Consider the following 25,473-nt stretch of genomic DNA (forward strand, 5'->3'; position numbering starts at 1 on the left):
CTTCTCCCAAATGCCTTCCTTCTGCCACTTGCGGAAGTAGTGGTAGACGGTGGACCAGTGGGGCAAGTCATGGGGCATAGCCCGCCACTTGATGCCGTTTTCCAGGACGTAAAGGATGGCGTTAACGATTTCTCTCCTCGGCACCTTGGCGGGGCGGCCGCCGGGCTTGGGGGCTGGGATGAGGGGCTCCAGGAGGGCCCACTCCGCATCGCTGAGGTCGCTGGGGTAAGATCGTCTAGAGCTCATCCCTCAAGGATACCACCCTTTTACGACAGCCTCTAAGGTGTACAGTGAAGACATGGAGAAGACGACCCTCTACCTCCCCCCTGAGCTTCACCGCGCCCTAAAGGAGGCCGCGCGGCGGGAGGGCAAAAGCCAGGCAGAGCTCATCCGGGAGGCCTTGGCCGCTTACCTTACCCAGCGCCAAAGACCCGCCTTTCGTTCCCTAGGCGTGGGCGAGGACGAGGAGCTCTCCGGGCGCGCCTCCGAGGGGTGGCTGGAAAGGGTCTGGTCCGAGCGATGATCACTCTGGACACCTCCGCCCTCTTCGCCCTCCTGAACTGGAAGGACCCGGACCACGGCCGCGTTAAGGCGCTCCTTCTTTCTGATCCAGGTCCCTACCTGGTGCCCATGGGCATCCTCGCCGAGATCGCCTACCTCGCGGAAAGGCGCCTGGGCCTTGGGGCCCTCGAGGCCTTCCTCCAAGACCTCGAGGCCGGGGCTTTCTCCCTGGAATGCGGGGAAGAAGACCTGCCCCGGGTCAGGGCGCTCGTGGCCCGGTACCGGGACCTGCCCTTGGGCTTTGCCGACGCCGCGGTCGTCGCCGTAGCCGAGCGGAACGGGGGCCTGGTCCTAAGCTTGGACCGGCACCTTCACGTGGTGGCGCAGGAGGGGACCATCCGGGTACTCCCCTAACCCGCGATCCGGAGGAGGGCGAGGAAGCTTTCAAGCTCCAGGCTCGCCCCGCCCACGAGCCCCCCGTCCACGTCCGGCATGGAGAGGAGGCCGGCGAAGTTCTTGGGGTTCACGCTCCCCCCATAGAGGATGCGCACCCGCTGGGCAAACCCCGGGCCGTACCGCTCCGCCAGGGCCTGGCGGATGGCCTGGTGCATGGCCTGGGCGTCCTCCGGGGTGGCGTTCCTGCCCGTGCCGATGGCCCAGACGGGCTCGTAGGCGATGACAAGCCGCTCCGGCCCCTCTGGCTCCACCCCCTCCAGGCTCCCCAAGAGCTGGGCCAGGGTGTAGGGCACCGCCTCTCCCCGCTCCCGCACCTCCAGGGGCTCCCCCACGCAGAGGATGGGGGTAATCCCCTCCTCCAGAAGCCGCTTGGCCTTTTCCGCCACCAGGGCGTCCGTCTCCCCGTGGTAGCGCCGCCTTTCGGAGTGGCCCACGATGGCGTAGCGGCACCCCAGATCAGCCAGCATGCGGGCGGAAACCTCCCCCGTGTACGCCCCCTCCCGGTGGGCGGAGACGTCCTGGGCGCCGTAGGCCACCTGGGTGCCGGCCAGGACCTCCTTGGCCACGGGGAGGATGGGGAAGGCGGGGAGGACCGCCGCCTCCGACTGCAGGGGGGGAAGGAGCCTTTTGAGCTCGGCAAACCAGACCCGGGCCTCAGAGGGCACCTTGTGCATCTTCCAGTTTCCTGCCACCAGTACCCGGCGCATGAGGGCATCATAACGAAAAGCCCGCCCCTTGAGGGGCGGGAAAAGGGGCTTTGGGGGCTACTCCAGGACCTCCACGCCGGGCAGGGTGCCCTTCTCCAGGTACTCCAGGCTGGCCCCGCCCCCGGTGGAGACGTGGGTGAAGCGCTCCTTCAGGCCCAGGCGGTTCACCGCGGCCACGGAGTCGCCCCCACCCACCACGCTGTAGACGCCCTCGAGGGCCGCAATGGCCCGCCCCACCGCCAACGTCCCCTGGTCAAAGGGGGGGACCTCAAAAACCCCCATGGGGCCGTTCCAGAACACCGTCCTCACCCCTGCCAGGGCCTCGGCGAAGGCCGCCTGGGTCTTGGGGCCGATGTCCAGGCCCATGTAGGGGATGGGGATGGCGTCCGCAGGGAAGACCCGGGTCTCCACCCCGGCCTCTATCCGCTCGGCGGCCACCACGTCCTGGGGCAGGTAGACCCGCACCCCCAGGGCCTCCGCCCGGCGCAGGAGGTCTTTGGCCAGCTCCAGGCGGTCTTCCTCCACCAGGCTCTTGCCCACCTCGCCCCCCAGGGCCTTGAGGAAGGTGAAGGCCATGGCCCCGCCGATGAGGAGGCGGTCAATGCGGGGCAGGAGGTTCTCAATCACCCCAATCTTGTCCGAAACCTTGGCCCCGCCCAGGACCACGGCGTAAGGCCGTTCGGGGTCGCGGAGCAGGCGGGCCAAGGCCCGCACCTCCCGCTCCATCAGGAAGCCGGCGAAGGAGGGCAGGAGCCTGGCCACCCCCACCACGCTGGCATGGGCCCGGTGGGCACTCCCGAAGGCGTCCAGCACGAAGACCTCCCCCAGCCGGGCGTAGCGGGCGGCCAGGTCGGGGTCGTTCTTCTCCTCCCCGGGTTCAAAGCGCACGTTCTCCAGGAGGGCCACCTCCCCCGGCCCCAGGGCCTCCACCGCGCGGAAGGCCTCCTCCGAGCCGGGGGCATGGGGCACGAAGCGCACCCCCGAAAGGTGCCGGGCCAGGGCCTCGGCCACGGGGGCCAGGGAGTACTTGGGGTCCGGCCCCTTGGGGCGGCCCAGGTGGGAGAGGAGGACCAGGCTGGCCCCCTGGTCCAGGAGGTGGCGCAGGGTGGGCAGGCTTTCCAGGATGCGGGTCTCGTCCTGCACCGCCCCGTCCTTGAGGGGGACGTTGTAGTCCACCCGCACCAGCACCCGCTTGCCCCGGGCGTCCAGGTCCTGCAGGGTGCGCATCTAAACCCCCTTCTGCAACACCAGCTCCACCAGGTCCGCCACCCGGTTGGAGTAGCCCCACTCGTTGTCGTACCAGGCGAAGACCTTGACCAGGTTGCCCAGGGCCTTGGTCAGCTTGCCATCCACGATGGAGGAGTGGGGGTCCATGACGATGTCCTGCAGGACGATCTCATCCTCGGTGTAGGCCAGGATGCCCTTCAGGGGACCTTCGGCCGCAGCCTTAAGGGCGGCGTTCACCTCCTCCGCGCTCACCTCCCGCTTCAGGACCGCGGTGATGTCGGAGATGCTCCCTGTGGCCGTGGGCACCCGCAGGGCGGTGCCGTCAAAGCGCCCCTTCAAGGAGGGGAGGACCAGGGCGGTGGCCTTGGCGGCGCCGGTGGTGGTGGGGATGATGTTGATGGCCGCCGCCCGGGCCCGGCGCAGGTCCTTGTGGGGCAGGTCCAGGACCCGCTGGTCGTTGGTGTAGGAGTGCACCGTGGTCATGAGGGCCCGCTCCACCCCGAAGGCTTCCTCCAGCACCTTCATCACCGGGGCCAAGGAGTTGGTGGTGCAGGAGGCGTTGGAAAGGATGTGGTGCTTGGCAGGGTCGTACTGCTCGTGGTTCACCCCCATGACGATGGTGATGTCCTCCCCCTTGGCCGGGGCGGTGATGATCACCTTCTTGGCCCCGCCCTCCAGGTGGGCCTTGGCCTTATCGGCATCGGTGAAGACCCCGGTGGACTCAATGACCACCTCCACCCCCACCTCCTTCCAGGGGATCTCCTTGGGGTCCTTGATGGCCGTGGCCCGGATGGCCCTGCCGTTCACGTAGAGGTGGGCCTCGTCGTAGGCCACCTCCCCCGGGAAGCGGTGGTAGATGGAGTCGTACTTGAGGAGGTGGGCCAGGGTCTTGTTGTCGGTAAGGTCGTTGATGAGGGCCACCTCCACGCCCCTCTGCTCCAGGATGCGGAAGACCTGGCGTCCAATGCGGCCGAATCCGTTGATGCCTACCTTCATAGATCACCTCCGGGATGGAAACGCTCCCATCCCCTCCCAGCTTAGCGCAAAGGCGGGGCCCAGGAAAGGGACAGAAGCCACGGCCTAAGTATACCCCGCCTTTCATAAGCCTCCGGCCGTCCTGGGCTAAGGGAGGGCATGCCTTGACGCGTCAACCCCTTCTGGGTAGTTTGGTTGACGACCGCCAGCCGGCGGTCTCCTGGAGGTCCTATGAAGACGGAAGCCCTTCCCTACACACCCCTGGCCAAAACCCTCTGGCCCAAGCCCACCCTGGCCCGCAACCTGAGCCTGGTCCTGGCGGGTAGCCTCTTCGTGGCCCTCACCGCCCAGGTGGCCATTCCCCTGCCCTTCACCCCGGTGCCCATCACCCTCCAGACCCTAGGGGTCCTCCTGGTGGGGGCCGCCCTGGGGAGCCGCCTGGGGTTCCTGGCCCTCCTGGCCTACCTGCTGGAGGGGGCCATGGGCCTGCCGGTCTTCGCCGGGGGCACGGGGGGGATGGCCAAGGTCCTGGGGCCCACGGGGGGGTTCCTCCTGGCCTTCCCCCTGGCAGCGGGGCTTGTGGGGCTCCTGGTGGAGCGGTTTGGCCTGGACCGGAGCCCCTTGGGCACACTCTTGGCCATGCTCCTGGGCAACGCCCTCCTCTACCTGGTGGGCCTGCCCTGGTTGGCCGCCTGGCTCATGGGGGCGGGCAAGTTCGGCGGCACCGGGGCGCTTTTGGCCATGGGCCTCTTCCCCTTCATCCCCGGCGACCTGGTGAAAGCGGTGCTGGCGGCCCTGCTCCTCCCCAGCGCCTGGCGCCTCCTGGGCCGGAGGTAGACGCGCCTAGCCCTGGGAAGCCTCGAGGCACGCCTCCAAGGCTTTACCCCCTTGGCCTAGGCCAGGGGGGTAAAACCTTTTCTTCCTGAGCCAAGCCCCACTACCCCAGGCCCTGGCCCTGGAGGCAGGCCTCCTCCTGGTGGAGCCCGAGTTCCTGGCCTGCTTGCCCCACCTGCGGGAAGGGGCCTACCGCCTCTGATAAGATGGGCCCCGTGCTGGAGAACCGCCGCGCGCGGCACGACTACGAGATCCTGGAGACCTACGAGGCGGGCATCGTCCTGCGGGGCACCGAGGTGAAGTCCCTGCGGGAGGGCAAGGCGGACTTCACGGGAAGCTTCGCCAAGTTTGAGGACGGCGAGCTCTACCTGGAAAACCTGTACATCGCCCCCTACGAAAAGGGCTCCTACACCAACGTGGACCCCCGGCGCAAGCGCAAGCTCCTCCTCCACCGCCACGAACTGAACCGCCTGCGGGGCAAGGTGGAGCAGAAAGGGCTCACCCTGGTGCCCCTGAGGATCTACTTCAACGAGCGGGGCTACGCCAAGGTGCTCCTGGGCCTGGCCCGGGGCAAGAAGGCCTACCAGAAGAAAGAGGACGACAAGAAGCGGGCCGTGCGCCGGGCCCTGGAGGAGCTATGAGGCCTTGGGTCCTCCTCTTCCTCCTGCCCGCCCTGGCCCAGGCCCCCAAGCCCTTGAAGGTGGGGGCCCTGGCCGGGGAGGCCCTCTACCCCGGGGGGCGGGGCGTGGCCTACGGGGAGGTGCGCCTGGTGGCCCAGGGCCTGGGGCTTTCCCTGTGGCAGGGGGAAGGACGGGTGGCCCTGGGCCTGGGGAGCCGCCAGAAGGCCTTTGCCGTGGTGGGGGGCGAGGGAGAGGCCGCCCGGAGCGGCCAGGCCTGGAGGCGGGGAGGCGAGATCCTCATCCCCCTGCGCCCCCTGGCGGAGGCCCTGGGCCTCACCTACCGTGCCCAGGAGGGGGTTCTCCTCAGCCTGCCCTGGGCGCGGCTCCTTTCCTTTGACCGGGGGCCGGACCGGTGGCTTCTGCGCTTCTCCCGGGAGGTGAACGCGGTGGTCCAGGAAAACGGGGTGCTCTTCCTCCTGGCCCAGGGGGAGGGGGCGGGCCTGCGCCAGGAGGCCCTGGGGCTCTTTCTCCCCCTGGAGAGGCCCCCAGACCGCCTCTACTACCCCGGGGGGAACGGGGTGGCCCTGGAGTGGGGCCCCCTGCCCCGGCCCCGGCCCCTGGTCCTCCTGGACCCCGGGCACGGGGGGAAGGACCCGGGGATTTCCCTGGGGGGCGTCCTGGAGAAGGACCTCACCCTGGACCTGGCCCGGCGGGTGGCCGCCCGCCTGCCGGGAAGCCGCCTTACCCGGCAAGGGGACGAGACCCTGCCCCTCGAGGCCCGCCTCCGCCAGGCCCAGGGGGCCTCGGTCCTGGTGTCCTTCCACCTCACCCAAGGGAGCGCCGTCAACCTGTACCTGCCCAAGAAGAGGAGCCTCCCCCTGGCGCAAAACGCCGAGGCCCTGCTGGCCACCCTCCCCCCGGAACAGGGGACCCTGCTCAAGGCCTACGCCGGGGACCCCCGCCGCCTGGCGGCCCTCCTGGAGCAGGCCTTCTCCGCCCTGGGAATCGTGGTGGCCAAGGCCGAGGGGCCCTACGCCCTCACCGACATAGCTGGGGCCGCGGTGGTGCTGGAGGTGGGCCTGGACCGCCTCAAGACCCTCGAGGCCCGCAACCAGGTGGCCGGGGCCGTGGCCCAGGCCATCCGCGCCTATCTGGAGTGAACATGCGCAAGGTCCTCACCTTCTGGAACCTTTTCGGGCTCGCCGTCTTCCTCCTGGGTGCTTTGGTCTACTGGCAAAGCCGAAGCGGGCCCAACGCCCCGGCCCTTTCCCTGCCCTCGGAGGAGGCAAGGAAAGGGCAGCTGGCCCTCATCCTCTTCCGCCCCAACCCCCCCCAGGGGTTCCTCAAGGAGACCCAGACCCTGGAACTGGCCCCGGGGGAGGAGCCCGAGGGGCAGGCCCTCAAGGCCTGGAGCGAGGCCCTGGCCGCCCCCCTGCCCAAGGCCCTCTACCGCCTGGAAGGGCGGCTGGTGGTGGACCTGCCCGCGGAATTCGCCCAGGGCCTAGACGCCACGGAGGAGATCTTCCGCCTCTACAGCCTGGCCTACACCCTCCTCGCCACCTTCCCCCCGGCGGAGGAGGTGCGCTTTCTGGTAGAGGGGGAAGCCCGGGTGGGACTCGGCCACCTGGACCTCCGCCAGCCCATCCGCCTGCCATGAGCCAAGCCTGGCGCATAGACCGCCTCATCCTCCAGGGGTTCAAGTCCTTCGCCGAGCGCACGGTGCTGGACTTCCCCGACCCCGTCACCGGCATCATCGGCCCCAACGGCTCGGGCAAGAGCAACCTGGTGGAGGCCCTGCGTTTCGTCACCGGGGCCCGGGCCCACGAGCTAAGGGGGCAGGAGCTTCGGGTCTTCCTCTTCCACGGGGCCGAGGGCAGACCCCCCCAGGGGCTCGCCGAGGTGCGCCTGGAGCTTTCCCGGGGCCGGGAGCGGCTTAGCGTGGAGCGGCGCATTGAGGGAGAGAGGACCGTGCTCAAGGTGAATGGCCGCCCCACCAGCGCCAAGGCCCTGGCCCTCCACCTGGCGGGCACAGGTCTGGGGCGCGGGGGATACGCCATCGTGGGCCAAGGGGAAGTGGGGGCGCTTCTGGAGGCCTCGGAGGAGGTACTCCTGGCCCACCTGGAGGAGGCGGCAGGCCTGAGGCCCGTGGCCGAGGCCGTGCGGACCACGGAGGAAAGGCTTCAGGAGGCTCTGAGCCTCCTGGAAGGGCGGGAGGAGGCCCTAAGGGAGGTGCGGGCCCGGGCCGAGCGCCTGCGGCAGGAGGCCGAACGGGCCCGGCAGGCCCGCGCCCTGGACCTCGAGGCCCTGGCCCTGCGGGCAAGCCTCCTGGAGGCCCGCAAGGAGGAGGTTCTGGCGGAGATGCAAAAGGCCGAAGCCCGGCTCCAGACCCTGGCCGCCGAGGAAGGCCGGCTCCAGGAGGAGCGCCAGGGGCTGGAGGCCAGGCGCCAGACCCTCCTCGCCGAGGAGGAGGCCCTGCGCCAGCGGCTTGAGGGCGTGCGCCTGGCCCTGAAGGAACAGGAGGGGCTGGAACGGGAACGCCAGGAACTCGTCCGGGTCCTCCAGGCCCTGGACCGCCCCGAGCCCCCCCACCCCGGCCCCCCGGTGCCCGCCCCCGAGGTACCCAGGGAGGAACTCAAGGCCCGCTGGGAACGGCTAAAGGAGGAGGAGCGCCGCCTCATGGCCCAGAGGCGGCAATGGGAGGAGGCCCGGCGCCGCCACGAGGCCGAGCGAGCCCGTTACGAGGAGCGCCTTAAGGCCTACCAGCAGGCCCTGACGGCCCGCCAGGCGCTGGAAGCGGAGCTTCGGGAAAAGGCCGCGCGGCTTCCCCTCCTGGAGGAAAAGGCAGAGGAGCGGCGCCGGCTGGAGGGGAGGCTGGCCGAGCTCCGGGCCCAGGCCCAAGCGGCCCTAAGGGAGGAGGAGCGGCTTAAGCGGCTTCTGGACTCGGGGGCCGACCTGCAGGAGGGCCCCAGGCGGGTGCGGGGGCTAGACGGGGTGCTGGGGGTGGTGGCCGACCTGGTGCGGCCCGAGGCGGGGCTGGAGCTGGCCCTGGAGGTGGCCCTGGGCCCCAGGCTCCAGTGGGTCCTCACCCGGGACGAGCAGGCGGCCAAGGCGGCCATCGCCCGCCTCAAAAGGGAGGGGGGGCGGGCCACCTTTTTGCCCCTCACCCTCCTCGCTCCCCCCCCGCCCCCATCCCCCAAGCCGGCAGAGGGCCTCCTGGGCCCCGCCTACCGCCTGGCCCGGCTGAGGCTCCCCGGCCTGCCCGAAGAGGCCATCCTGCGGGTCCTCCTGGGGGACACCCTGGTCTTCGCCCACCTGGAGGCCGCCCTGGCCTACCGCAAGGCAGGGGGGAGGGAGCGGCTGGTGACCCTGGAGGGGGAGGTCCTGGAACGCTCGGGAGCCCTCTCGGGGGGAAGGCTCAAGGGGGGCGGGGAGACCCTCCTTCTACGCCGGCGCCTCGAGGCCCTGGCGGAGGAGCGGGCCGGGCTGGAAGCCCAGGTTCAGGCCCTGGCGGGAGCCCTAGCCTCCCTGCCCGAGGCCCGGGAGCTGGAGGCCCTCAAGGCCCAGGTGGCGGCCCTGCGGGGGCGGCTGAACGCCCCCCTGCCCCCGGTCCCCGAACCCCCCACCCCCCCTCAGGAAGCCTGGGAGGAGGACCGCCTGGCCCTCCTGGAAGGGGAAAAGCGGAAGCTGGAGGAAGCCCTGGCCCAGGCCGAGGCCCACGAGCGCTGGCGGCTCCTCCTTGCGGCCCACCAGGCCTGGGCCAAGGCCCAGGAGGAAGCCCGGCGCCTGCAGGAACGCATCCGCCAGCTGGAAGAGCGGCTTGAGGCCTCCCACCCCCTGGTCCAGGAGGCCCGGGAGCTGGAAAAGCGCTTGGAGGAGGTGCAAAGGGCCAGGCGCCAGACCCAGGAGGCGGAGGCCCGCACCCTTACCCGCCTCAACGCCCTGCTGGCCGAGCGGGAGAACCTGCGCCTGCTTCTGGCCCGGCGGGAGGCCACCCTGGAGGAGCTTTCCCGGGAGCGCGCAACCCTCCCCCCCGCGGAGCGCATCCCCGGCACCCCCCGGGCCCTCCAGGCCCGCCTGAGCCGGGTGGAGGGGGAAAGGGCCCGCCTGGGTCCGGTGAACGCCCTGGCCGAGGCCGAGCTGGCCGAGCTGGAGGCCCAGCTGGAGAGGTTGCAAAAGGAGGTGGACGAGGCCACCCAGGCCCTCCTGCGCCTGGAGGAGGAGACCAAAAGGGTGGAAAAGGAATACGGCGAGCGCCTGCGGGAGGCCTTCCACCGCTTCCAGGAGGCCTTCCGCCAGCACGCCTTGGCCCTCCTCGGGGCCCGGGCGGAGGTGCGGCGGGAAGGCCGGGGGCTCAGGCTCCTGTTGGTGCCCGCGGGCAAGCGCACCCAGGACCTGCGCCTCCTCTCCCTGGGGGAGAAAACCCTGGGGGCCCTGGCCTTCCTCTTCGCCCTGGGGGAGCTCCAGGGGGGGCTACCCCTTGCCGTCCTGGACGAGGTGGACGCCGCCCTGGACGAGGCCAACCTCCTGCGCTTTGCCCGCTTCCTGGCCTCCGGACGGCAGTTCATCCTGGTCACCCACCAGAAGCGCACCATGGAGGCCTGCCACGCCCTCTACGGGGTCACCGCCGAGGGGGGGGTGAGCCGGGTCTATTCCATCCGCAAGGAGGTGGTCCATGACCCTTGAGGCCTACCAGAAGGAAGCCCAAAAGACCGCCCTTTACCCCGAGGCCTACCGCCTCCTCTACCCCACCTTAGGCCTGGTGGGGGAGGCCGGGGAGCTGGCCAACAAGGTAAAGAAGGTGCTGCGGGACCAGGGGGGTAACCTGACCGAGGAGGTGCGGGAAGCCCTGGTGGCGGAGCTGGGGGACGTGCTCTGGTACGTGGCCCAGGTGGCCACCGACCTGGGGGTGTCCCTGGAGGAGGTAGCCCAGAAAAACCTGGCCAAGCTCCGCTCCCGTCAGGCGCGGGGCCAGTTGGGGGGCTCGGGGGACAATCGCTAACGATTATCGCTTGCGTTTATTACCCCCATAGGGTATATTAGGGGGCGGCTGGAAACTCCAGCCAAGGAGGTAACCTATGCAAGAGACCTTTTCCCTACCCCGCCTCAACGAACCTGCCCCCGACTTCGTGGCCAAGACCACCGCGGGGGAGCTCCGGCTTTCCGACCTCAAGGGCAAGTGGGTGGTGCTCTTCAGCCATCCCGCCGACTTCACCCCCGTGTGCTCCACGGAGTTCCTGGCCTTCGCCAAGCGGCAGAAGGAGTTTGAGGCCCTGGGGGTCCAGCTGGTGGGGCTTTCCATAGACTCTGTCCACGCCCACCTGGCCTGGCTGAAGGACCTCGAGGAGATGTCGGGCCTCACCATCAACTTCCCGGTGATCGCCGACCTGGACATGAAGGTCTCCCGCCTTTACGGGATGATCCACCCCGCGGCCAGCGAGACCGCGGCGGTGCGGGCCGTCTTCATCATTGACCCCAACGGCATCCTCCGGGGCATGCTCTACTACCCCCTCACCACCGGCCGCAACATTGACGAGATCCTCCGCTTCATCCGGGCCCTGCAGTTCACCGACCGCACCGGGCTCAACACCCCCGCCGACTGGCAACCCGGGGAAGCGGCCATCGTCAAGCCTCCTGCCACCCTGGCCGAGCTGAAGGCCGATGAGGCCAAGAAGGGGGAGTACACAGAATACCGCCGCTGGTACCTGCGCCTGAAGAAGGCCGATTGAGGAAGGCCAAAGCCCCCCGGGCGCCTGCCCGGGGGGCTTAGCCTTTGGGCTCAGTCAAAGAGGTCAAAGAGCTCCAGGAAGCCCTTCTTCTTTTTGTAGGGCTTCCCCTCCTTGCGGTAGTAGGCCTCCCGCTCCTCCTCGTAGGCCCGCTCCACCTCTTTGGCCTCGGTAAGGAGCTTTTCCAGCTCCCCCCGGTCCAGCCACACCCCCCCGCACTGGGGGCAGACGTCAATCTGCACCCCGCGGCGCTCCACCTCCCGCATGCCCACGCCGCAGTTGGGGCAAAGGAGCAGGGGCATCTACTCCTCCCTCCGGCCCATGAGGAGGCTGGCGTAGTAGAGGAGGGTGGCCAGGGAGCTGGCCAGGGCGGCCACGTAGGTGAGGGCGGCCCAGGTGAGGACCTGGCGCGCCGGGCCCATCTCCGGCTGGGCCAGGAAGCCCATGCGCCGCAGGAACTCCAGGGCCCGCCTCGAGGCGTCAAACTCCACGGGCAGGGTGATGAGCTGGAAGAGGGCCACGGCCAGGTACAGGTAGAGCCCAAGCTTCGCCAGGCCAAAGGCCCCAAGGACCAGCCCCAGGATCACCAGGATGGGACCCAGGTTGCTCCCCAGGCTGGCCGCCGGCCAGAGGCTGGCCCGCACCCGGAGCCAGGCGTAGCCCTGGGCGTCCTGGACCGCATGCCCCACCTCGTGGGCGGCCACCGCCAGGGCGGCCAGGCTGGGGGAGGCGTAGTTGGGCTCGGAAAGGCGCACCGCCTTGGCCTGGGGGTCGTAGTGGTCCGTGAGGGCCCCGGGTACGGCCTCCACCCGCACGTGGGTCAGGCCGTGGGCGTCTAGAATGGCCCGGGCCACCTGGGCTCCGGTGAGGCCCCGGCTGTTGGCCACCCGGCTAAAGCGGGCAAAGGTGGCCTGCAACCCTCCCTGAATGGCCAGGCTGGCCACGAAGACCAACCCCATGAGCACGGGCGCAAGAACATCCATGCTTCTCCCTCCTTGCGGGCAGTAGCAAAAGACCGAGGCCACCATTTAGGTGGTCTCGCCATGCGCCCTAGGCGCCCCAGCCGACCGGGGAGAACTCCCGTACTGACGACCGGCTGGCCCCTTCAGGGGCGGCTACTCCCCGCAGGTACCTTTATAGCAGACCCCACCCCGGCTGGCAAGGACCTTGGGCGAAATGTGTCCCGGCTCTTTTGCTTTGACGCACTCAGGGGTATATTGGCCCCGGGAGGGAAACTATGGCAGGCTACGCCCATCCAGAGGTTCTGGTCACCACCGAGTGGGTAGAGGCCCACCTGGAAGACCCCGGGGTGCGGGTCCTCGAGGTGGACGAGGACATCCTCCTCTACGACACCGGGCACATCCCGGGAGCGCAGAAGGTGGACTGGCAGCGGGACTTCTGGGACCCGGTGGTGCGGGACTTCGTGGACGAGGAGGGCTTTGCCGCCCTCATGGAACGCCTGGGCATCTCCAACGACACCACCGTGGTCCTCTACGGGGACAAGAACAACTGGTGGGCCGCCTACGCCTTCTGGTTCTTCAAGTACAACGGCCACGGGGACGTGCGCCTCATGAACGGCGGGCGGCAGAAGTGGGTGGAGGAGGGCCGCCCCCTCACCACCGAGGTGCCCAGCTACCCCAAGGGCCAGTACCGGGTCCCCTACCGGGATGAGTCCATCCGGGCCTACCGGGACGAGGTGCTGAAGCACATCCTCAAGGTCAAGGAGGGCAAGGGGGCCCTGGTGGACGTGCGGAGCCCCGAGGAATACCGGGGCGAGCTCACCCACATACCCAACTACCCCCAGGAGGGGGCCCTGCGGGCCGGGCACATCCCCGGGGCCAAGAACATCCCCTGGGCCAAGGCGGTGAACCCCGACGGCACCTTCAAAAGCCCGGAGGAACTCAGGGCCCTCTACGAGCCCCTGGGCATCACCAAGGACAAGGACATCGTGGTCTACTGCCGCATCGCCGAGCGCTCCAGCCACTCCTGGTTCGTCCTCAAGTACCTCCTGGGCTACCCCCACGTGAAGAACTACGACGGCTCCTGGACGGAGTGGGGCAACCTGGTGGGGGTGCCGGTGGTCAAGGGGGAGGAGTAGGCCTCAGGCATCACCCTCCCCCTTCAGGGCCTTTTCCGCCAGCTTACGCCCCGTGGGGGTGTCGGCTAGGCCTCCCAGGCCGGTTTCCTTGAGCTCCAGGGGCAAAAGGCGGCCGATGCCGGCCATGGCCAGGATGACCTCGTCCGGGGGGATTACGCTCCGTATGCCCGCCAGGGCCATGGAGGCGGCGCTCACCGCGTGCACGGCGTAAAAGCCGTTGCGCATCACGCAGGGGACCTCCACGAACCCCCCCACGGGGTCGCATACCAGGCCCAGGGTGTTCTGCAGGGCCAAGGCCGCGGCGTGGGCGCAGGCCTCCGGGCTTCCCCCCAGAAGCTCGGTGACCGCGGCCGCGGCCATGGCCGCGGAGGAGCCAATCTCTGCCTGGCACCCCCCGCTGGCCCCGGCGATGTAGATCTGCCGGCTGATGATCTTGGCCACCCCGGCCGCCAGGACCAGGGGCATGAGGAGGTCCTCGTCGGGAAGGCCCAGGTGGTCGGCCACCCCCAGGAGGGCCCCGGGGAGGGTGCCGGCGCTTCCCGCCGTGGGGGCGGCCACGATGCGGCCCATGCGGGCGTTCTCCTCGTTGACCGCCATGGCGTAGGCCTGGACCCGCTTCAAGAGGGGGTCCTGCAGGGGGTCCGGGGCCTCCCAAAGGGTCTTGGCGTTCCACCCCACCATGCCGGCCACGCTGGGGGCGTCCGAGGCCAGCCCCCGGCGGACAGCGTCCCGCATGATCCCAAGGCGCTCCCGGAGCTTGGCCAGGATAGCCTCAGGGGGCAGGCCGGTCTCCTCCACCTCCTCCCGCAGGATGTGCTCAGAGGCACGGCCCGAAAGCTCTGCTAGGCCGTTTAGGGTCAAGGACATGCCTCCAGTATAGGGGCTCGGCCCCTTGGGTATGCTGGAGGGGATGCGCCTCCTCATCGCCGACGACCACCCCCTCTTCCGGCTGGGCCTGCGGGCAGGGCTGGAAGGCGAGGGCCTGGTGGTGGTGGGGGAGGCAGAAAACGGACAGGAGGCCCTGGAGAAAACCCTGGCCCTTCGCCCAGAGGCCGTCCTCCTGGACCTGCGCATGCCGGGCCTGGACGGCCTCGAGTGCACCCGCAGGCTACGCCAGGCGGGCTACCAGGGCCTTGTGGCCCTCCTCACCACCTACCAGGAGCCCGCCCTGGTGCGGGAGGCCTTCCTGGCGGGGGCCGACGCCTACTTCTCCAAGGAGCTCTCCGCTCCCGAGCTCAAGCGACGCCTCCTCAGGGTGGCCCGGGGGGAGGAGCGGCTAAACCCCCCTTCCCTCCCCAACCTCACCCCCCGGGAGGAGGAGGTGCTCCTTCTCCTGGCCCAGGGCCTTTCCGTGAAGGAGATGGCCCGCTCCCTGGGGCTTTCCCCGGACACGGTGAAGGACCACCTGGAAAACCTATACGGAAAACTCCTGGCCAGGAACCGCGTGGAAGCCCTGGAGCGCGCCCGGGCCCTGGGTTTCCTAAAGTAAAGGGGAGCGGGTGCCCCCCGCTCCCCTGGGCTTGGGCCCTTACTCCTGGGCCTCGGATTGGGCTTGGGCCTCCTCCTTGGCGGCCTTGGCCCGCTCCTGGTCCTGGCCGATGCGCTTGCGGTCGGCCCGGAGCTTGCGGCGGATCTCCCGCTCGGAGAGGCTACGGATGAAGTAGAGCTTCGCCCGGCGGGCCCGGCCCCGCTGCACGATTTCCACCTTCTCAATCAGGGGGGAGTTCAGGGGAAAGATGCGCTCCACCCCTACCCCGTAGCTCACCTTGCGCACGGTGAAGCTGGTGTTGTAGCCGTTGCGCTTGACCTTGATGACGATGCCCTCAAAGTTCTGCACCCGGGTGCGGTTCCCTTCCGTCACCCGGTAGGCTACCCGCACGGTATCCCCCGGACGGAACTCAGGCAGGTCGGTGCGGGTGTAGCGGGATTCCACCACCTTCAAAAGCGCTCCTCGGTTCATGGCTAGCCTCCCGTCCCAGAGGAACCCTTCCCGGGTTCATGGGCAACAGACCTAAGTTTAGCCCTCCCGGTCCAGTTCCGCAAGCCACTGGACCTCGAGGGCCCCCACCCGGGCCTCCCGCAAGAGCTCCGGACGGAGGAGAAGGGTGCGCCTTAGGGCCTCCTTCCGCCGCCAACGGGCCACCTCCTGGTGGTGGCCCGTGAGGAGGACCTCCGGCACCCTAAGCCCCCGGAACTCGGGAGGCCGGGTGAACTGGGGGTAGTCCAGAAGGCCCCGCACGAAGGAGTCCTCCCGGTGGCTCTGGGGGTCGCCAATCACCCCCGGGATGAGCCGGGCCGTGGCCTCCAGCACCGCCAAAGCCGCCACCTCCCCCCCCATGAGCACATAGTCCCCGATGGAAAGCACCCGGGTGGCAAAGGCCTCCACCCGGGCGTCAAACCCCTCGTAGCGGCCGGAGAGGAGGACCAGGTGGGACTTCCCGGCCAGCTCCTCGGCTAGGGCCTGGGTAAAGGGCTCCCCCGCCGGGGAGAGGAGGATGACCTCGTCCGCGGGCAGCACCGACTCCAAGGCAGCTACGGCCACATCGGGCCGGATGACCATCCCCGCCCCGCCCCCGTAGGGGGTGTCGTCCACCGTGCGGTGGCGCCCCAGGCCGAAGGCCCGCAGGTCCACCACCTCCACGGCGATGAGGCCCTTCTCCAGGGCCTTTTTTAGAAGGGATTCGGAAAGCCAGGGGCGGACGAGGCCGGGAAACAGGGTGAGGATGGTGTAGCGCATGGAGGCTAGTCAAAAAGCCCAGGGATGGGCTCCACGTGGATGCCCTCCGGCTCCACCCGCACGTAGGGGGCCTGGAGGGGTACCAGGCGCTCGGCCCGGTCCCGTAGCCGCTCCCCCACCCCCCGGATGACCAGGATGTCCTGGGCCCCAGCGTCCAGGATGTCGGCCACCTCCCCCACCTGCTCCCCCGCCACATAGACGGGCAGGCCGATGAGGGCGAAGTAGTAGTACTGCCCCTCCTCCAGGGGAGGCAGGTCGGCCACGGCGGCGTAGACCCGCAGGCCCACCAGGACCTCGGCCAGCTCCCGGGTGGTGACCCCTGCCAGGTGGATCACCGTCTCCCCGGCCACCTGGTAGAGGTCCTCTACCGCCCGCCACCCGTGGCCCTCCACGTAGACCCGTTCCAGGTGAGCCACCACCGGCTCCCCCCGGAACTTAAGCCCCCCCTGGAGGGCGTAGGGCGCCCCAAAGCGGCCAATCTCCACCAGGCGCATACCTTTTGATTATACCCTAGCGCACCTCCACGCTCACCTTGCGCTTGGCGTAGGCCCGCACCAGGGTGCGCAGGGCCTCAATGACCCGCCCCTGCTTGCCAATCAGGCGGCCCTTGTCCTCGGGGGCCACCTCCACCACGTACACTGGACCCTCCCGGGTGCGGCGCTCCTGCACCCGCACGGCCTCGGGATGGTCCACCAGGCTCTTGGCCAGGTACTCCACCAGGTCCTTCATAAGGACATGCTAAAGGAAAGGGCGCCGAACGGGGGCTCCCGCCCGGCGCCGGGAAGAGGGGCTACTGGGCCTCCTGCCGGAAGACCCCCGCCTGCCTGAGGAGCCGGCGGGCGGTGTCCGTGGGCTGGGCCCCCACGGAGAGCCAGTACTTGGCCCGCTCCACGTCCACCTTGAGCCAGTCCGGGGTGGTCTTGCGGGGGTCGTAGTAGCCGATCTTCTCAATGTAGGCCCCATCCCGCTTCCTGCGGCTGTCGGTGACCACGATGCGGTAGTGGGGGTTGTGCTTGGAGCCGAACCGGGAAAGCCTGATCTTGACCATACTTGCACTACCTCCTGAACATTCCCATGAGTCCCCGGCCTTTGCGCTTTTCCAGGGACTTCATCAGGGCCTTGGTCTCCTCAAAGGACTTGATCAAGCGGTTGACCTCCTGGACGCTGGTGCCGCTGCCCTTGGCGATGCGCTTGCGGCGGGAGCCGTTGAGGATGCGGGGGTCCTTGCGCTCCTCCGGGGTCATGGAGAGGACGATGGCCTCCAGGCGCTTCAGGGCCCGGTCGTCCACCTGCACCCCGGGGGGCAGGGCCTTCCCCACCCCGGGGAGCATCCCCAGGATTTCCGAGAAGGAGCCCAGGCGCTTGAGGTTCTGGAGCTGCTTGAGGAAGTCCTCCAGGGTGAGTTCTTTGGCGGTCTTGGGGGCCTCGGCCTCGAGGCCCGCCGCCTTTACCTTCTCCGCCAGGGTGGCCACGTCCCCCATGCCCAGGATGCGGCTGGCCAGGCGGTCGGGGTAGAAGGGCTCCAGGCCCTCGGGGCGCTCGGAGACCCCGGCGAAGTAGATGGGCTTACCGGTCACGTGGCGGGCGGAAAGCGCCGCCCCGCCCCGGGCGTCCCCGTCCAGCTTGGTGAGGACCAGCCCCGTGACCCCCACCTTCTCGTCAAAGGCCCGGGCCACGGCCAGGGCCTCCTGGCCGGTCATGGCGTCCAGGACCAGGAGGACCTCGTCGGGGTTCATGACCCCCTTGAGGCGGGCCAGCTCGGCCATGAGGGGCTCGTCAATCTGCAGGCGGCCGGCGGTGTCCACCAGGATGAGGTCCCGCACCTCGAGGCGGGCCTTCTCCTCCACCCGGCGGCGGATGGACTCCGGGGACTCCCCGTCCATCACCTCCAGGACCGGCACCCCCACCTTCTCCCCCAGGATGCGGAGTTGCTCCCGGGCGGCGGGGCGCTGGGTATCGGCGGCCACCAGGAGGGGCCTGCGCCCTTTGCCCTTGTAGTGGAGGGCCAGCTTGGCGGCGGTGGTGGTCTTGCCGGAACCCTGGAGGCCCACCAAGAACCACAGGTTCCGCTCCTTCAGGGTGGGGAAGCGGGGCTCGCCCCCCAGGGCCTCCTTCAGGGCCTCGTAGACCGTGGCCAAGACTACCTCGGCGGGGGTGAGGCTCTCCAGGACCTTCTGGCCCAGGGCCCTTTCCCGCACGCTTTCCACGAAGGAGCGGGCCACCTCCAGGTTCACGTCGGCGTCCATGAGGGCCCGGCGGATCTCCCGCAAGGTGGACTTCAGGTCCTCCTCGCTGATCCGCCCCCGGCCCCTGAGCCGGTCTATGGCCTCCTGCAGTCGTGCCGCCAGCTGTCCAAACATGCCTCTCCTGGCCCCAAGGCCGGGCTCCAGGATAGACCACCCCCCTTGAGCATGTCAACCTCAATTTTTCCTACATTTCTAGTGGGCAAGGTTGACGCCCTCCACGGCGGAGCCTAGGCTAAGGAGGATATGTCCGAGGCCCTGCCCTCGAGTCCGAGGCCCTGAAGGCCGCCCCCGGGCGGCCTTCGGTGAGAAAGGAGGCCGCCTGTGGAGACGACCCTTTCCCCCCTTCTCCAAGCCCTGGAAGAGGGCGACACCCTGACCCTGAAAAAGCTCCTGGAGGAGGTGCACCCCCAGGACCTCCTGAACCTCTGGGACGACCTGGAGGGGGAGCACCGCTACGTCCTCCTCACCCTCCTGCCCAAGGACAAGGCGGCAGAGGTGTTTTCCAACCTCTCACCGGAGGCCCAGGCGGAGTACCTGAAGACCCTCCCGCCCTGGCGGGTCCGGGAGCTTCTGGAGGAGCTTTCCCTGGACGACCTGGCCGACGCCCTCCAGGCGGTGGAGGAGGAGGACCCCGACCTCTACCGCCGCCTGAAGGAGGCCCTGGACCCGGAGACCCGGGCGGAGGTGGAGGAGCTCACCCAGTACGAGGAGGACGAGGCGGGCGGCCTCATGACCCCCGAGTACGTGGCCGTGCGCGAGGGCATGACGGTGGAGGAGGTGCTCCGCTTTCTCCGCCGGGCAGCCCCCGACGCCGAGACCATCTACTACCTCTACGTGGTGGACGAGGAAAGCCGCCTCAAGGGGGTGCTCTCCCTGCGGGACCTGATCGTGGCCGACCCCAGGACCAAGGTGGCGGAGATCATGAACCCCAGGGTGGTCCACGTGCGCACGGACACCGACCAGGAGGAGGTGGCCCGCCTCATGGCCGACTACGACTTCACCGTCCTCCCGGTGGTGGACGAGGAGGACCGCCTGGTGGGCATCGTCACGGTGGACGATGTGCTGGACGTCCTCGAGGCCGAGGCCACGGAGGACATCCACAAGCTGGCCGCGGTGGACGTGCCCGACCTGGTCTACAGCCAGGCCTCCCCGGTGAACCTGTGGCTGGCCCGGGTGCGCTGGCTGGTGATCCTCATCCTCACGGGCATGGTGACCAGCTCCATCCTCCAGGGGTTTGAAGGCCTCCTGGAGGCGGCGACCGCCCTGGCCTTCTACGTGCCCGTCCTCATCGGCACCGGGGGCAACACGGGCAACCAGGCCTCCACCCTCATCATCCGCGCCCTGGCCACCCGGGACCTGGACCTCAAGGACTGGCGGGAGGTGTTGGGCAAGGAGGTGGCGGTAGGGGTCCTCCTGGGCCTCACCCTGGCCCTCCTCCTCTTGGGCAAGGTGGCCCTGGACGGCCACCTGAGCCTGGTGCCGGTGGTGGGGCTTTCCCTGCTCCTCATCGTGGTCTTCGCCAACCTGGTGGGGGCCCTCCTGCCCTTCGGCCTGAGGCGGCTGGGGGTGGACCCCGCCCTCCTCTCCAATCCCCTCATCGCCACCCTCACGGACGTGACGGGCCTCCTCATCTACCTGACCATGGCCCGCCTCCTCCTGAACCTGGTATGAGGCGCCTGAGGATGGTGGTGGAGTGGAGCCAGGGTAGCCCCCGGCGCTACGCCTGGAAGGAGGGGCGGCTGGTGCTGGTGGGCCAGGACCGGCCTGCCCCCGTCAACTACGGCCTCGTCCCCGGCCTCCAGAACCCCGCGGACGGGGAGGAGGTGGACGCGGTCTTCCTGGGCCCTCCCCTCCCCCCGGGAAGCCTGGTGGAGGGGGAGGTGGTGGGCCTTCTGGCCCTGGCGGACCAGGACCACAAGCTCCTCCTGGCCCCTGGCCCCCAGGCCCTGGACAAGGAGGCCCTCGCCCCCCTCCTGGCCTGGTTCGCCCCCGAACGCCAGCCCCGCCTCCTGGACCCGGAGGAGGCCTGGGCCTGGGTGGAGTCCCTGGGGGCTAGAGGATGAGCATGGCGTCCCCCAGGGAGTAGAAGCGGTAGCGCTCCGCCACCGCCAGGCGGTAGGCCTCCAGGGTCCTCTCGTGGCCCAGGAAGGCGGCCACCAGCATGAGGAGGGTGGAGCGGGGCAGGTGGAAGTTGGTGAAAAGGGCGTCTATGGCCCGGAAGCGGTAGGGGGGGCGGATGAAGAGCCGGGTCTCCCCCGCCCCGGGCACCACCCCCTCCCCCTCGCGGTAGGCGCTCTCCAGGGCCCGCACCACCGTGGTGCCCACGGCCACCACCAGGCGCCCCTCAGCCCGGGCCCGGTTCACCGCCAAGGCGGTGGCCTCGGGGATCTCAAAGGGCTCCGCGTGCATCTCGTGCCGCTCCGGGTCCCCCTTCACCGGGCGGAAGGTGCCAGGACCCACGTGCAGGGTGAGGAAGTGGAGTTCCACCCCGGCTTCCCGCAACCGGGCCAAAAGCTCCGGGGTGAAGTGAAGGCCGGCGGTGGGGGCGGCCACGGAGCCCGGGCGCCGGGCGTAGACCGTCTGGTAGCGCTCCAGGGGCACCCGGTGCCGGATGTAGGGGGGCAGGGGCACCTCCCCCACCGCCTCCAGGTGGGCCATGAGGTCCCCCTGGAAGCGGAGGAGGCGCACCCCATCGGGCTCCACGCCCACCACCAGGGCCTCGAGGTCCGGCACGGGGGAAAGGTCCTTGGGGGAGAGGAAGCGGAGGCGGGTGCCCACGGGGGCACGGCGGGCCGGCCCCAAAAGGGCCTCCCAGAGGCCCGGGGCCTTCTCCCGCACCAAGAGCACCTCCACCCTGCCCCCCGTGGGCTTCTGCCCCAGGAGGCGGGCGGGGATCACCTTGCTCTCGTTGAAGACCAGCACGTCCCCAGGCCGCAGGTACTCGGGAAGATCACGCACCCGCCGGTGCTCGGGGCGAAAAGGCCCCTCCCGGCGGACCACCAGCATCCGGGCCATGTCCCGGGGCTCCACCCCCTCCTGGGCGATGAGCTCCGGGGGCAGGTGGTAGTCGTAGGCTTCCAGGCTCATCGTTCGGCGTTCTTGGGTTCCATGAAGGGGTTGGGGATGTCGGGGAGGTGGGTGAAGCGGTCCACCGCGTCAATGAGCTTCTGGGCGGTGGTCTCCCGGAAGGCCACCACCTCCACCCGGATGCCCCGCTCCATGAGGACCTCGAGGATCTCCACGAAGTCCCCGTCCCCGCTCCCCAGCACCACCACGTCCAGGTGGGGCATGAGGCGCACCATGTCCGCGGCGATGCCCATGTCCCAGTTGCCCTCGTAGATGGGCTTTCCCCCCTCGCCCAGCTCCTTCAGGGTGAGGTACATGCGCCGCACCCGGTAGCCGATGGTGGAGAGCTTGTAGATGAAAGGCCAGGCGGAGGTGTCCCCCTCCCGCTCCACCACGTAGGCGGTGGCCCGGATGAGGCGCCTGCCGCCCACGGCAAAGCGCAGGAGGCTTTCAAAGTTCACGTTGCGCTCGTAGTAGTCCCGGGCGGAGTGGTAGAGGTTCTGGGTATCCACGAAGACACCCACGCGTTGGTCCGGGTGGTGGCCAAGGGGCTCCATCGCCCCCATCTTACCCGGCGTTGCGCAGCCCCGCCGCCACCCCCAGGAGGGAGAGGAGGAGGGCCTTCCTCAGGGCTTCGTCCTCCCGCCCCCCGGGGGCGCGGTAGCGGCGGAGGAGCTCCACCTGCACGAAGTTGATGGGGTCCACGTAGGGGTTGCGCAGGGCGGTCTGCCGCTCCAGGGTCTTCTGGTTGTGGAGGAGGGGGGCCTGGAAGATGGCCTCCAGGAGGGCCACCGTCTTCTGGTACTCCTGGGCGACCTGGTGGAAGAGGGGGTGGAGGGCCTCGGGCACCAGGCGCAGGTAAAGCCTGGCCACCCCCAGGTCGGCCTTGGCCAGGGCCATGGCGGCGCTTTCCAGGGTACTGGCGAAGAAGGGCCACTCCCGGTACATTTTCTGCAGTAAATCCAGAGGAATGGCCTCCAGGGCGGAAAGCCCGTACCACCCCGGAAGGAGGAGGCGCACCTGGGTCCAGGCCATGACCCAGGGGATGGCCCTTAGGTCGCGGATGTCCCGCACCCGGCCGTGGCGGTAGACGGGCCGGCTGGCGATGGGAAGCTCCCCAATCTCCCGGATGGGGGTGAGGGCCTCAAAGAAGGGAAAAAAGCCCTCCTGGGCCAAAAGGGCCCGGTAGCGGCCCATGGCTTCCTCCCCCGCCCGCCACAGGGCCTCCCGCCAGCGGGGCTCGGGCTCCTTCCCCTCCCCCAAGGCGGCCTGGGCGAAGTGGAAGAGGAGTTGCTCCAGGTGGCGCACCGCCAGGTCGGGGTGGGCGTAGCGGTCGGCCAGGGCCTCCCCCTGCTCCGTGAGGCGCAGGCGGTGGCCCACGCTCCTGGGGGGCAGGCTGGCGATGGCCCGGCCGGCGGGCCCCCCGCCCCGGGCGGTGGAGGTGCCCCGGCCGTGGAAGAAGTGCACGGGAACGCCCACCTCCGCCCCCAGACGGGCCAGGGCCTCCTGGGCCTGGTAGAGGGCCAGGTTGGCCATGAGGAAGCCGGCGTCCTTGTTGGAGTCGGAGTAGCCGATCATCACCTCCACCCCGCCCCGGCCCCGGGCGTGGGCCAGGAAGACGGGGTTTTGCAGGAGGCGGGCCAGGACCTGAGGAGCCCTCTCCAGATCCTCCAGGGTCTCAAAGAGGGGGACCACGTCAAAGGGCAGGGCCTCCCCGGGGCGGTACAGCCCCACCTCCCGGGCCAGGAGGAAGACGGCCAGGAGGTCGGCGGGGTGGTGGGTCATGGAGACCACGTGGGCTCCCCTGTCCCGCCAGGCCCTGAGGGCCCCCAGGGCCGTCCTCAGGGCCTCCCCCCGGGGGGCCTCCCCCACGGGGAGGAGGGGCCTTGCCGTCCTCAGCTCCTGGGTGAGGAGGGCCTCCTTGGCCTCGGGAGGAAGGTCCAGGTAGCCGGCGTGCACCCCGCCCACGGCCAGGAGCTCGGCCGCGGCCTCCTGGAGCCTCGAGGACTCCTCCCGCAGGTCCAAGGGGGCAAGCTCCAGGCCGAAGGCGCTGAGGCGGGCCTCGAGGGGGCGCAAAAAGGCCTGGACCACCGCCTCAAGCCCCACCCCGCCAAGCCCCGCCTCGGCCGCCCTGAGGGCCCGCAAAAGCTCCTCCGTGCTGGCCTCTTCCCGCTCCAGGCGGGCGTAGAGCCGGGCGAAGAAGCGCCTGTAGGGCTCCCCGGGAAACCGCTCCACCCCCTCTCCCCCGGCCCGCACCTCCCGGGGCACGGGCACCTTGGCCTCGGAGAGGGAGAGGTCGCGGACCAAGCCCTCCAGCTCCCCCAGAAACCTCTCCCGGGCCACCTGCCGGGCGTAGCGGGCGGCGAAGGCGGTCACCTCGGGGGTGACGAAGGGGTTGCCGTCCCGGTCCCCGCCGATCCAGCTCCGGAAGCGCACCGGGCTACGCAGGCGGGGCCTTTTGCCGTAAACCCGCTCCAAAGCGGTCTCGAGGCCCTCCACCACCTTGGGAATGGCCCGCCACAGGGTGGTGGGCAGGTAGTAAAGCCCCCCCTTGATCTCGTCCTCCACGCTGGGCCGGGCCTTGCGCACCTCCTCGGTGGCGTAGAGCAGGGCCACGCGGGCGGCCAGACGCACCCCATCCCCGGCCTCCAGTTCCTCCTGGATTTGCTCCAGATGATGCCGCAGGGTGCGCCGCCGGGTCTCCGTGGGGTGGGCGGTGAAGGTGAGGATGAGCTCCAGGCGGTTCAGGTGGGCTTCGGCCTCCTCGGGGGAAAGCCCCCGCTCCTTGAGGGCCTTGGCCAGGGCCAAAAACCCCTCGGGCCTGGGGGCGTCCAGGGTCTCCGCCTGGGCCCTTTGGCGGTTCACCCGCACCCGGTGGCGCTCCTCCGCCAGGTTCACCAGGTGGAAGTAGTGGGTGAAGGCCCGCACCAGGGCCTCGGCCTCCTCGGGGGAAAGCCCCTCCACCCGCCGGCACAGGGCCTCGCCCGCCCCCTCGTCCCCCTGGCGGCGGGCCTTGGCCAGGTGGCGCACCTCCTCCACCAGGGCGAAGAACCGCTCCCCGGAAATGCTCCGGATGGCCTCCCCCAGGAGGCGGCCCAGGTAGTCCACCTCTTTTCTAAGCTCGGCCGGGGCCTCCTCCCTCACGGCTCCTCCCACACGTAGGGGCTGATGGAGACCGGCTTACCCCCCTCCAGCACCAGCTCGGTGGCGTGGAAGCGGGCCCGGCCCTGGGCGGCGCGGAAGGGCTGGGGCCGGCCCGTGAGGAAGCGGGCCAGGAAGGTCTCCACCTCCCCCCCGATGATGGACTGGTAGGTGCCCGTCATGCCCACGTCGGTCTGGTACAGGGTGCCCTTGGGAAAGCGGGTGGCGTCCAGGGTGGGCACGTGGGTGTGGGTGCCCAAGACGGCGGCCACCCGGCCGTCCAGGTAGTGGGCCAGGGCCATCTTTTCGCTGGTGGCCTCGGCGTGGACCTCCACCAGCACGTAATCGGCCCGCTCTGCCTCCAGGAGCCTGTCCAGGGCACGGAAGGGGTCGTCCAGGGGGTCCATGAAGACCCGCCCCATGACCTGCACGAAGAGGAGGCTTTCCCCCCCAACCTCCAGGCGCCAAAAACCCCGCCCCGGGGTCCCCGGGGGGTAGTTGAGGGCCCGCACCACGGGCTCACGCTCCAAAAGCTCGTAGACCTCTTTGTGGTCCCAGGCGTGGTTGCCCAGGGAGATGAGGTCCACCCCCGCCTCCCGCAGAAGGCGGTAAGAGCGCCTATCCAGGCCCTTGCCCTTGGCGGCGTTCTCCCCGTTGGCGATGACCAGGTCGTAGCGGTCGCGGATGTCTGGCAGGTGCAGGCTCACCGCCCGCAGGCCAGGCTCGGCCATGACGTCTCCGATGAAGAGAACCCGCATGGGGGCATTATACGAAGCCCCACAGGCCCCCTATGGGCTACTTGCCCCATTTCCCGAAAAACCTTTCAAGGAAGAGGTACTGCTGGTACAAGGCATGCCTGCACGCTGAGGAAGTGCAGGGTAGCAATCCCCTTACGGGGCTAAGGCTTTTGCAACAGGCACAAGGCCATTCAGGCCTTGGAAGAAGTTCGTAAGTAGCAATCCCCTTACGGGGCTAAGGCTTTTGCAACGGGACCTCTTCGCGGAGGACGCCCTTATCGGGGCGTAGTAGCAATCCCCTTACGGGGCTAAGGCTTTTGCAACGGGTGTCCCTTTCGGATGACCAGACGGCGGCCTCTCTGATACGTGTAGCAATCCCCTTACGGGGCTAAGGCTTTTGCAACC

At 69.5% G+C, this 25,473-nt stretch carries 30 protein-coding genes; 13 read left to right on the plus strand and 17 right to left on the minus strand.

What is annotated here, in order from left to right:
- A partial coding sequence (locus tag B128_RS0102650; protein WP_018110735.1) for a transposase occupies positions 1 to 246 on the minus strand: 246 nt, incomplete at its 3' end.
- 52 nt (positions 247 to 298) lie between these two features.
- On the opposite strand from B128_RS0102650, the gene B128_RS0102655 reads away from it, so the two are divergent.
- Positions 299 to 523, plus strand: coding sequence for a ribbon-helix-helix domain-containing protein (locus B128_RS0102655; protein ID WP_008632330.1), 225 nt, complete (start codon positions 299 to 301; stop codon positions 521 to 523).
- Complete coding sequence (locus tag B128_RS0102660; RefSeq protein WP_018110736.1) at positions 520 to 915, plus strand: type II toxin-antitoxin system VapC family toxin; 396 nt, start codon at positions 520 to 522, stop codon at positions 913 to 915. Before B128_RS0102655 ends, B128_RS0102660 begins: the two co-directional genes overlap by 4 nt.
- On the opposite strand, the gene tpiA is transcribed toward B128_RS0102660, so the two are convergent.
- From tpiA to gap, 3 genes are read right to left on the minus strand one after another with little or no spacing between them, the layout of a single operon-like run.
- Positions 912 to 1,664 carry a triose-phosphate isomerase gene (gene tpiA, locus B128_RS0102665; RefSeq protein WP_018110737.1) on the minus strand — a complete coding sequence of 251 codons (753 nt, stop codon included), beginning with the start codon at positions 1,662 to 1,664 and terminating at the stop codon, positions 912 to 914. The two genes, B128_RS0102660 and tpiA, sit on opposite strands and share 4 nt — an antisense overlap.
- A 57-nt stretch (positions 1,665 to 1,721) precedes the next feature.
- A complete protein-coding gene (locus tag B128_RS0102670) occupies positions 1,722 to 2,891 on the minus strand; it encodes a phosphoglycerate kinase (protein ID WP_018110738.1) in 1,170 nt (389 codons plus the stop codon).
- A complete protein-coding gene (gap, locus tag B128_RS0102675) occupies positions 2,892 to 3,887 on the minus strand; it encodes a type I glyceraldehyde-3-phosphate dehydrogenase (RefSeq protein ID WP_018110739.1) in 996 nt (331 codons plus the stop codon).
- 210 nt (positions 3,888 to 4,097) lie between these two features.
- On the opposite strand from gap, the gene B128_RS0102680 reads away from it, so the two are divergent.
- From B128_RS0102680 to B128_RS0102710, 7 genes are all read left to right on the plus strand, one after another.
- Entirely contained in the window at positions 4,098 to 4,703 is a 606-nt protein-coding gene (locus tag B128_RS0102680) for a biotin transporter BioY (RefSeq protein WP_018110740.1), read from the plus strand.
- A 203-nt stretch (positions 4,704 to 4,906) separates the two neighbouring features.
- Complete coding sequence (gene smpB, locus B128_RS0102685) at positions 4,907 to 5,341, plus strand: SsrA-binding protein SmpB (RefSeq protein ID WP_018110741.1); 435 nt, start codon at positions 4,907 to 4,909, stop codon at positions 5,339 to 5,341.
- Positions 5,338 to 6,480 (plus strand): N-acetylmuramoyl-L-alanine amidase family protein, encoded by a 1,143-nt coding sequence (locus tag B128_RS0102690; RefSeq protein WP_018110742.1) that lies wholly within the window; start codon positions 5,338 to 5,340, stop codon positions 6,478 to 6,480. Before smpB ends, B128_RS0102690 begins: the two co-directional genes overlap by 4 nt.
- Positions 6,481 to 6,482: 2 nt before the next feature.
- Positions 6,483 to 6,977, plus strand: a complete 495-nt coding sequence (locus B128_RS0102695; RefSeq protein WP_018110743.1) for a GerMN domain-containing protein — start codon at positions 6,483 to 6,485, stop codon at positions 6,975 to 6,977.
- Positions 6,974 to 10,003 (plus strand): AAA family ATPase, encoded by a 3,030-nt coding sequence (locus tag B128_RS0102700; protein ID WP_018110744.1) that lies wholly within the window; start codon positions 6,974 to 6,976, stop codon positions 10,001 to 10,003. Before B128_RS0102695 ends, B128_RS0102700 begins: the two co-directional genes overlap by 4 nt.
- On the plus strand, positions 9,993 to 10,319 hold the full coding sequence (locus tag B128_RS0102705) for a nucleoside triphosphate pyrophosphohydrolase family protein (RefSeq protein WP_018110745.1): 327 nt from the start codon (positions 9,993 to 9,995) through the stop codon (positions 10,317 to 10,319). The genes B128_RS0102700 and B128_RS0102705 overlap by 11 nt, the downstream gene beginning before the upstream one ends.
- A gap of 76 nt (positions 10,320 to 10,395) precedes the next feature.
- Complete coding sequence (locus B128_RS0102710) at positions 10,396 to 11,046, plus strand: peroxiredoxin (protein WP_018110746.1); 651 nt, start codon at positions 10,396 to 10,398, stop codon at positions 11,044 to 11,046.
- Between the two features lie 50 nt (positions 11,047 to 11,096).
- Here B128_RS0102710 and B128_RS0102715 read toward each other — a convergent pair whose 3' ends face one another.
- Positions 11,097 to 11,345 carry a TFIIB-type zinc ribbon-containing protein gene (locus B128_RS0102715; RefSeq protein ID WP_018110747.1) on the minus strand — a complete coding sequence of 83 codons (249 nt, stop codon included), beginning with the start codon at positions 11,343 to 11,345 and terminating at the stop codon, positions 11,097 to 11,099.
- Complete coding sequence (locus B128_RS0102720; protein ID WP_026174968.1) at positions 11,346 to 12,026, minus strand: zinc metallopeptidase; 681 nt, start codon at positions 12,024 to 12,026, stop codon at positions 11,346 to 11,348.
- A gap of 254 nt (positions 12,027 to 12,280) precedes the next feature.
- Between B128_RS0102720 and B128_RS0102725 the strand changes: the two genes are divergently transcribed.
- Complete coding sequence (locus B128_RS0102725; protein WP_018110749.1) at positions 12,281 to 13,141, plus strand: sulfurtransferase; 861 nt, start codon at positions 12,281 to 12,283, stop codon at positions 13,139 to 13,141.
- Between the two features lie 3 nt (positions 13,142 to 13,144).
- Here B128_RS0102725 and sdaAA read toward each other — a convergent pair whose 3' ends face one another.
- Entirely contained in the window at positions 13,145 to 14,008 is an 864-nt protein-coding gene (gene sdaAA / locus B128_RS0102730) for an L-serine ammonia-lyase, iron-sulfur-dependent, subunit alpha (protein WP_018110750.1), read from the minus strand.
- 43 nt (positions 14,009 to 14,051) lie between these two features.
- On the opposite strand from sdaAA, the gene B128_RS0102735 reads away from it, so the two are divergent.
- Positions 14,052 to 14,630, plus strand: coding sequence for a response regulator (locus tag B128_RS0102735; protein WP_026174970.1), 579 nt, complete (start codon positions 14,052 to 14,054; stop codon positions 14,628 to 14,630).
- Positions 14,631 to 14,669: 39 nt separating this feature from the next.
- On the opposite strand, the gene rplS is transcribed toward B128_RS0102735, so the two are convergent.
- The 6 genes from rplS to ffh form a co-directional block, all read right to left on the minus strand.
- Entirely contained in the window at positions 14,670 to 15,101 is a 432-nt protein-coding gene (rplS, locus tag B128_RS0102740; RefSeq protein ID WP_018110752.1) for a 50S ribosomal protein L19, read from the minus strand.
- Positions 15,102 to 15,158: 57 nt separating this feature from the next.
- Complete coding sequence (gene trmD / locus B128_RS0102745; RefSeq protein WP_018110753.1) at positions 15,159 to 15,878, minus strand: tRNA (guanosine(37)-N1)-methyltransferase TrmD; 720 nt, start codon at positions 15,876 to 15,878, stop codon at positions 15,159 to 15,161.
- A 5-nt stretch (positions 15,879 to 15,883) separates the two neighbouring features.
- Entirely contained in the window at positions 15,884 to 16,372 is a 489-nt protein-coding gene (gene rimM / locus B128_RS0102750; RefSeq protein WP_018110754.1) for a ribosome maturation factor RimM, read from the minus strand.
- Positions 16,373 to 16,388: 16 nt separating this feature from the next.
- On the minus strand, positions 16,389 to 16,607 hold the full coding sequence (locus tag B128_RS0102755) for a KH domain-containing protein (RefSeq protein WP_018110755.1): 219 nt from the start codon (positions 16,605 to 16,607) through the stop codon (positions 16,389 to 16,391).
- A gap of 61 nt (positions 16,608 to 16,668) precedes the next feature.
- Positions 16,669 to 16,926, minus strand: a complete 258-nt coding sequence (gene rpsP, locus B128_RS0102760) for a 30S ribosomal protein S16 (RefSeq protein WP_018110756.1) — start codon at positions 16,924 to 16,926, stop codon at positions 16,669 to 16,671.
- A 7-nt stretch (positions 16,927 to 16,933) separates the two neighbouring features.
- Positions 16,934 to 18,238: a signal recognition particle protein gene (gene ffh / locus B128_RS0102765; protein WP_018110757.1), complete on the minus strand. Its 1,305-nt coding sequence runs from the start codon at positions 18,236 to 18,238 to the stop codon at positions 16,934 to 16,936.
- Between the two features lie 207 nt (positions 18,239 to 18,445).
- On the opposite strand from ffh, the gene mgtE reads away from it, so the two are divergent.
- Together mgtE and B128_RS0102775 are read left to right on the plus strand one after the other, a co-directional pair.
- Positions 18,446 to 19,795 (plus strand): magnesium transporter, encoded by a 1,350-nt coding sequence (gene mgtE / locus B128_RS0102770; RefSeq protein ID WP_018110758.1) that lies wholly within the window; start codon positions 18,446 to 18,448, stop codon positions 19,793 to 19,795.
- Entirely contained in the window at positions 19,792 to 20,187 is a 396-nt protein-coding gene (locus B128_RS0102775; RefSeq protein WP_026174971.1) for an inorganic diphosphatase, read from the plus strand. Before mgtE ends, B128_RS0102775 begins: the two co-directional genes overlap by 4 nt.
- Here B128_RS0102775 and queA read toward each other — a convergent pair.
- The 4 genes from queA to B128_RS0102795 are packed head-to-tail and all read right to left on the minus strand — an operon-like array spanning position 20,177 to position 25,089.
- Positions 20,177 to 21,211 carry a tRNA preQ1(34) S-adenosylmethionine ribosyltransferase-isomerase QueA gene (gene queA, locus B128_RS0102780; protein ID WP_018110760.1) on the minus strand — a complete coding sequence of 345 codons (1,035 nt, stop codon included), beginning with the start codon at positions 21,209 to 21,211 and terminating at the stop codon, positions 20,177 to 20,179. The genes B128_RS0102775 and queA overlap by 11 nt on opposite strands.
- Positions 21,208 to 21,747 carry a LabA-like NYN domain-containing protein gene (locus tag B128_RS0102785; protein ID WP_018110761.1) on the minus strand — a complete coding sequence of 180 codons (540 nt, stop codon included), beginning with the start codon at positions 21,745 to 21,747 and terminating at the stop codon, positions 21,208 to 21,210. Before B128_RS0102785 ends, queA begins: the two co-directional genes overlap by 4 nt.
- 10 nt (positions 21,748 to 21,757) lie before the next feature.
- A complete protein-coding gene (locus tag B128_RS0102790) occupies positions 21,758 to 24,334 on the minus strand; it encodes a phosphoenolpyruvate carboxylase (RefSeq protein WP_026174972.1) in 2,577 nt (858 codons plus the stop codon).
- Positions 24,331 to 25,089 carry a TIGR00282 family metallophosphoesterase gene (locus B128_RS0102795; protein ID WP_018110763.1) on the minus strand — a complete coding sequence of 253 codons (759 nt, stop codon included), beginning with the start codon at positions 25,087 to 25,089 and terminating at the stop codon, positions 24,331 to 24,333. Before B128_RS0102795 ends, B128_RS0102790 begins: the two co-directional genes overlap by 4 nt.
- Between the last annotated feature and the right edge of the window lie 384 nt (positions 25,090 to 25,473).

Source organism: Thermus igniterrae ATCC 700962, assembly GCF_000376265.1.
Taxonomy (GTDB): domain Bacteria; phylum Deinococcota; class Deinococci; order Deinococcales; family Thermaceae; genus Thermus; species Thermus igniterrae.

Coding starts and splice junctions, on each gene's coding strand:
- B128_RS0102655 (WP_008632330.1), top strand. CDS start 299: ATGGAGAAGACGACCCTCTACCTCCCCCCTGAGCTTCACCGCGCCCTA.
- B128_RS0102660 (WP_018110736.1), top strand. CDS start 520: ATGATCACTCTGGACACCTCCGCCCTCTTCGCCCTCCTGAACTGGAAG.
- tpiA (WP_018110737.1), bottom strand. CDS start 1,664: ATGCGCCGGGTACTGGTGGCAGGAAACTGGAAGATGCACAAGGTGCCC.
- B128_RS0102670 (WP_018110738.1), bottom strand. CDS start 2,891: ATGCGCACCCTGCAGGACCTGGACGCCCGGGGCAAGCGGGTGCTGGTG.
- gap (WP_018110739.1), bottom strand. CDS start 3,887: ATGAAGGTAGGCATCAACGGATTCGGCCGCATTGGACGCCAGGTCTTC.
- B128_RS0102680 (WP_018110740.1), top strand. CDS start 4,098: ATGAAGACGGAAGCCCTTCCCTACACACCCCTGGCCAAAACCCTCTGG.
- smpB (WP_018110741.1), top strand. CDS start 4,907: ATGGGCCCCGTGCTGGAGAACCGCCGCGCGCGGCACGACTACGAGATC.
- B128_RS0102690 (WP_018110742.1), top strand. CDS start 5,338: ATGAGGCCTTGGGTCCTCCTCTTCCTCCTGCCCGCCCTGGCCCAGGCC.
- B128_RS0102695 (WP_018110743.1), top strand. CDS start 6,483: ATGCGCAAGGTCCTCACCTTCTGGAACCTTTTCGGGCTCGCCGTCTTC.
- B128_RS0102700 (WP_018110744.1), top strand. CDS start 6,974: ATGAGCCAAGCCTGGCGCATAGACCGCCTCATCCTCCAGGGGTTCAAG.
- B128_RS0102705 (WP_018110745.1), top strand. CDS start 9,993: ATGACCCTTGAGGCCTACCAGAAGGAAGCCCAAAAGACCGCCCTTTAC.
- B128_RS0102710 (WP_018110746.1), top strand. CDS start 10,396: ATGCAAGAGACCTTTTCCCTACCCCGCCTCAACGAACCTGCCCCCGAC.
- B128_RS0102715 (WP_018110747.1), bottom strand. CDS start 11,345: ATGCCCCTGCTCCTTTGCCCCAACTGCGGCGTGGGCATGCGGGAGGTG.
- B128_RS0102720 (WP_026174968.1), bottom strand. CDS start 12,026: ATGGATGTTCTTGCGCCCGTGCTCATGGGGTTGGTCTTCGTGGCCAGC.
- B128_RS0102725 (WP_018110749.1), top strand. CDS start 12,281: ATGGCAGGCTACGCCCATCCAGAGGTTCTGGTCACCACCGAGTGGGTA.
- sdaAA (WP_018110750.1), bottom strand. CDS start 14,008: ATGTCCTTGACCCTAAACGGCCTAGCAGAGCTTTCGGGCCGTGCCTCT.
- B128_RS0102735 (WP_026174970.1), top strand. CDS start 14,052: ATGCGCCTCCTCATCGCCGACGACCACCCCCTCTTCCGGCTGGGCCTG.
- rplS (WP_018110752.1), bottom strand. CDS start 15,101: ATGAACCGAGGAGCGCTTTTGAAGGTGGTGGAATCCCGCTACACCCGC.
- trmD (WP_018110753.1), bottom strand. CDS start 15,878: ATGCGCTACACCATCCTCACCCTGTTTCCCGGCCTCGTCCGCCCCTGG.
- rimM (WP_018110754.1), bottom strand. CDS start 16,372: ATGCGCCTGGTGGAGATTGGCCGCTTTGGGGCGCCCTACGCCCTCCAG.
- B128_RS0102755 (WP_018110755.1), bottom strand. CDS start 16,607: ATGAAGGACCTGGTGGAGTACCTGGCCAAGAGCCTGGTGGACCATCCC.
- rpsP (WP_018110756.1), bottom strand. CDS start 16,926: ATGGTCAAGATCAGGCTTTCCCGGTTCGGCTCCAAGCACAACCCCCAC.
- ffh (WP_018110757.1), bottom strand. CDS start 18,238: ATGTTTGGACAGCTGGCGGCACGACTGCAGGAGGCCATAGACCGGCTC.
- B128_RS0102775 (WP_026174971.1), top strand. CDS start 19,792: ATGAGGCGCCTGAGGATGGTGGTGGAGTGGAGCCAGGGTAGCCCCCGG.
- queA (WP_018110760.1), bottom strand. CDS start 21,211: ATGAGCCTGGAAGCCTACGACTACCACCTGCCCCCGGAGCTCATCGCC.
- B128_RS0102785 (WP_018110761.1), bottom strand. CDS start 21,747: ATGGAGCCCCTTGGCCACCACCCGGACCAACGCGTGGGTGTCTTCGTG.
- B128_RS0102795 (WP_018110763.1), bottom strand. CDS start 25,089: ATGCGGGTTCTCTTCATCGGAGACGTCATGGCCGAGCCTGGCCTGCGG.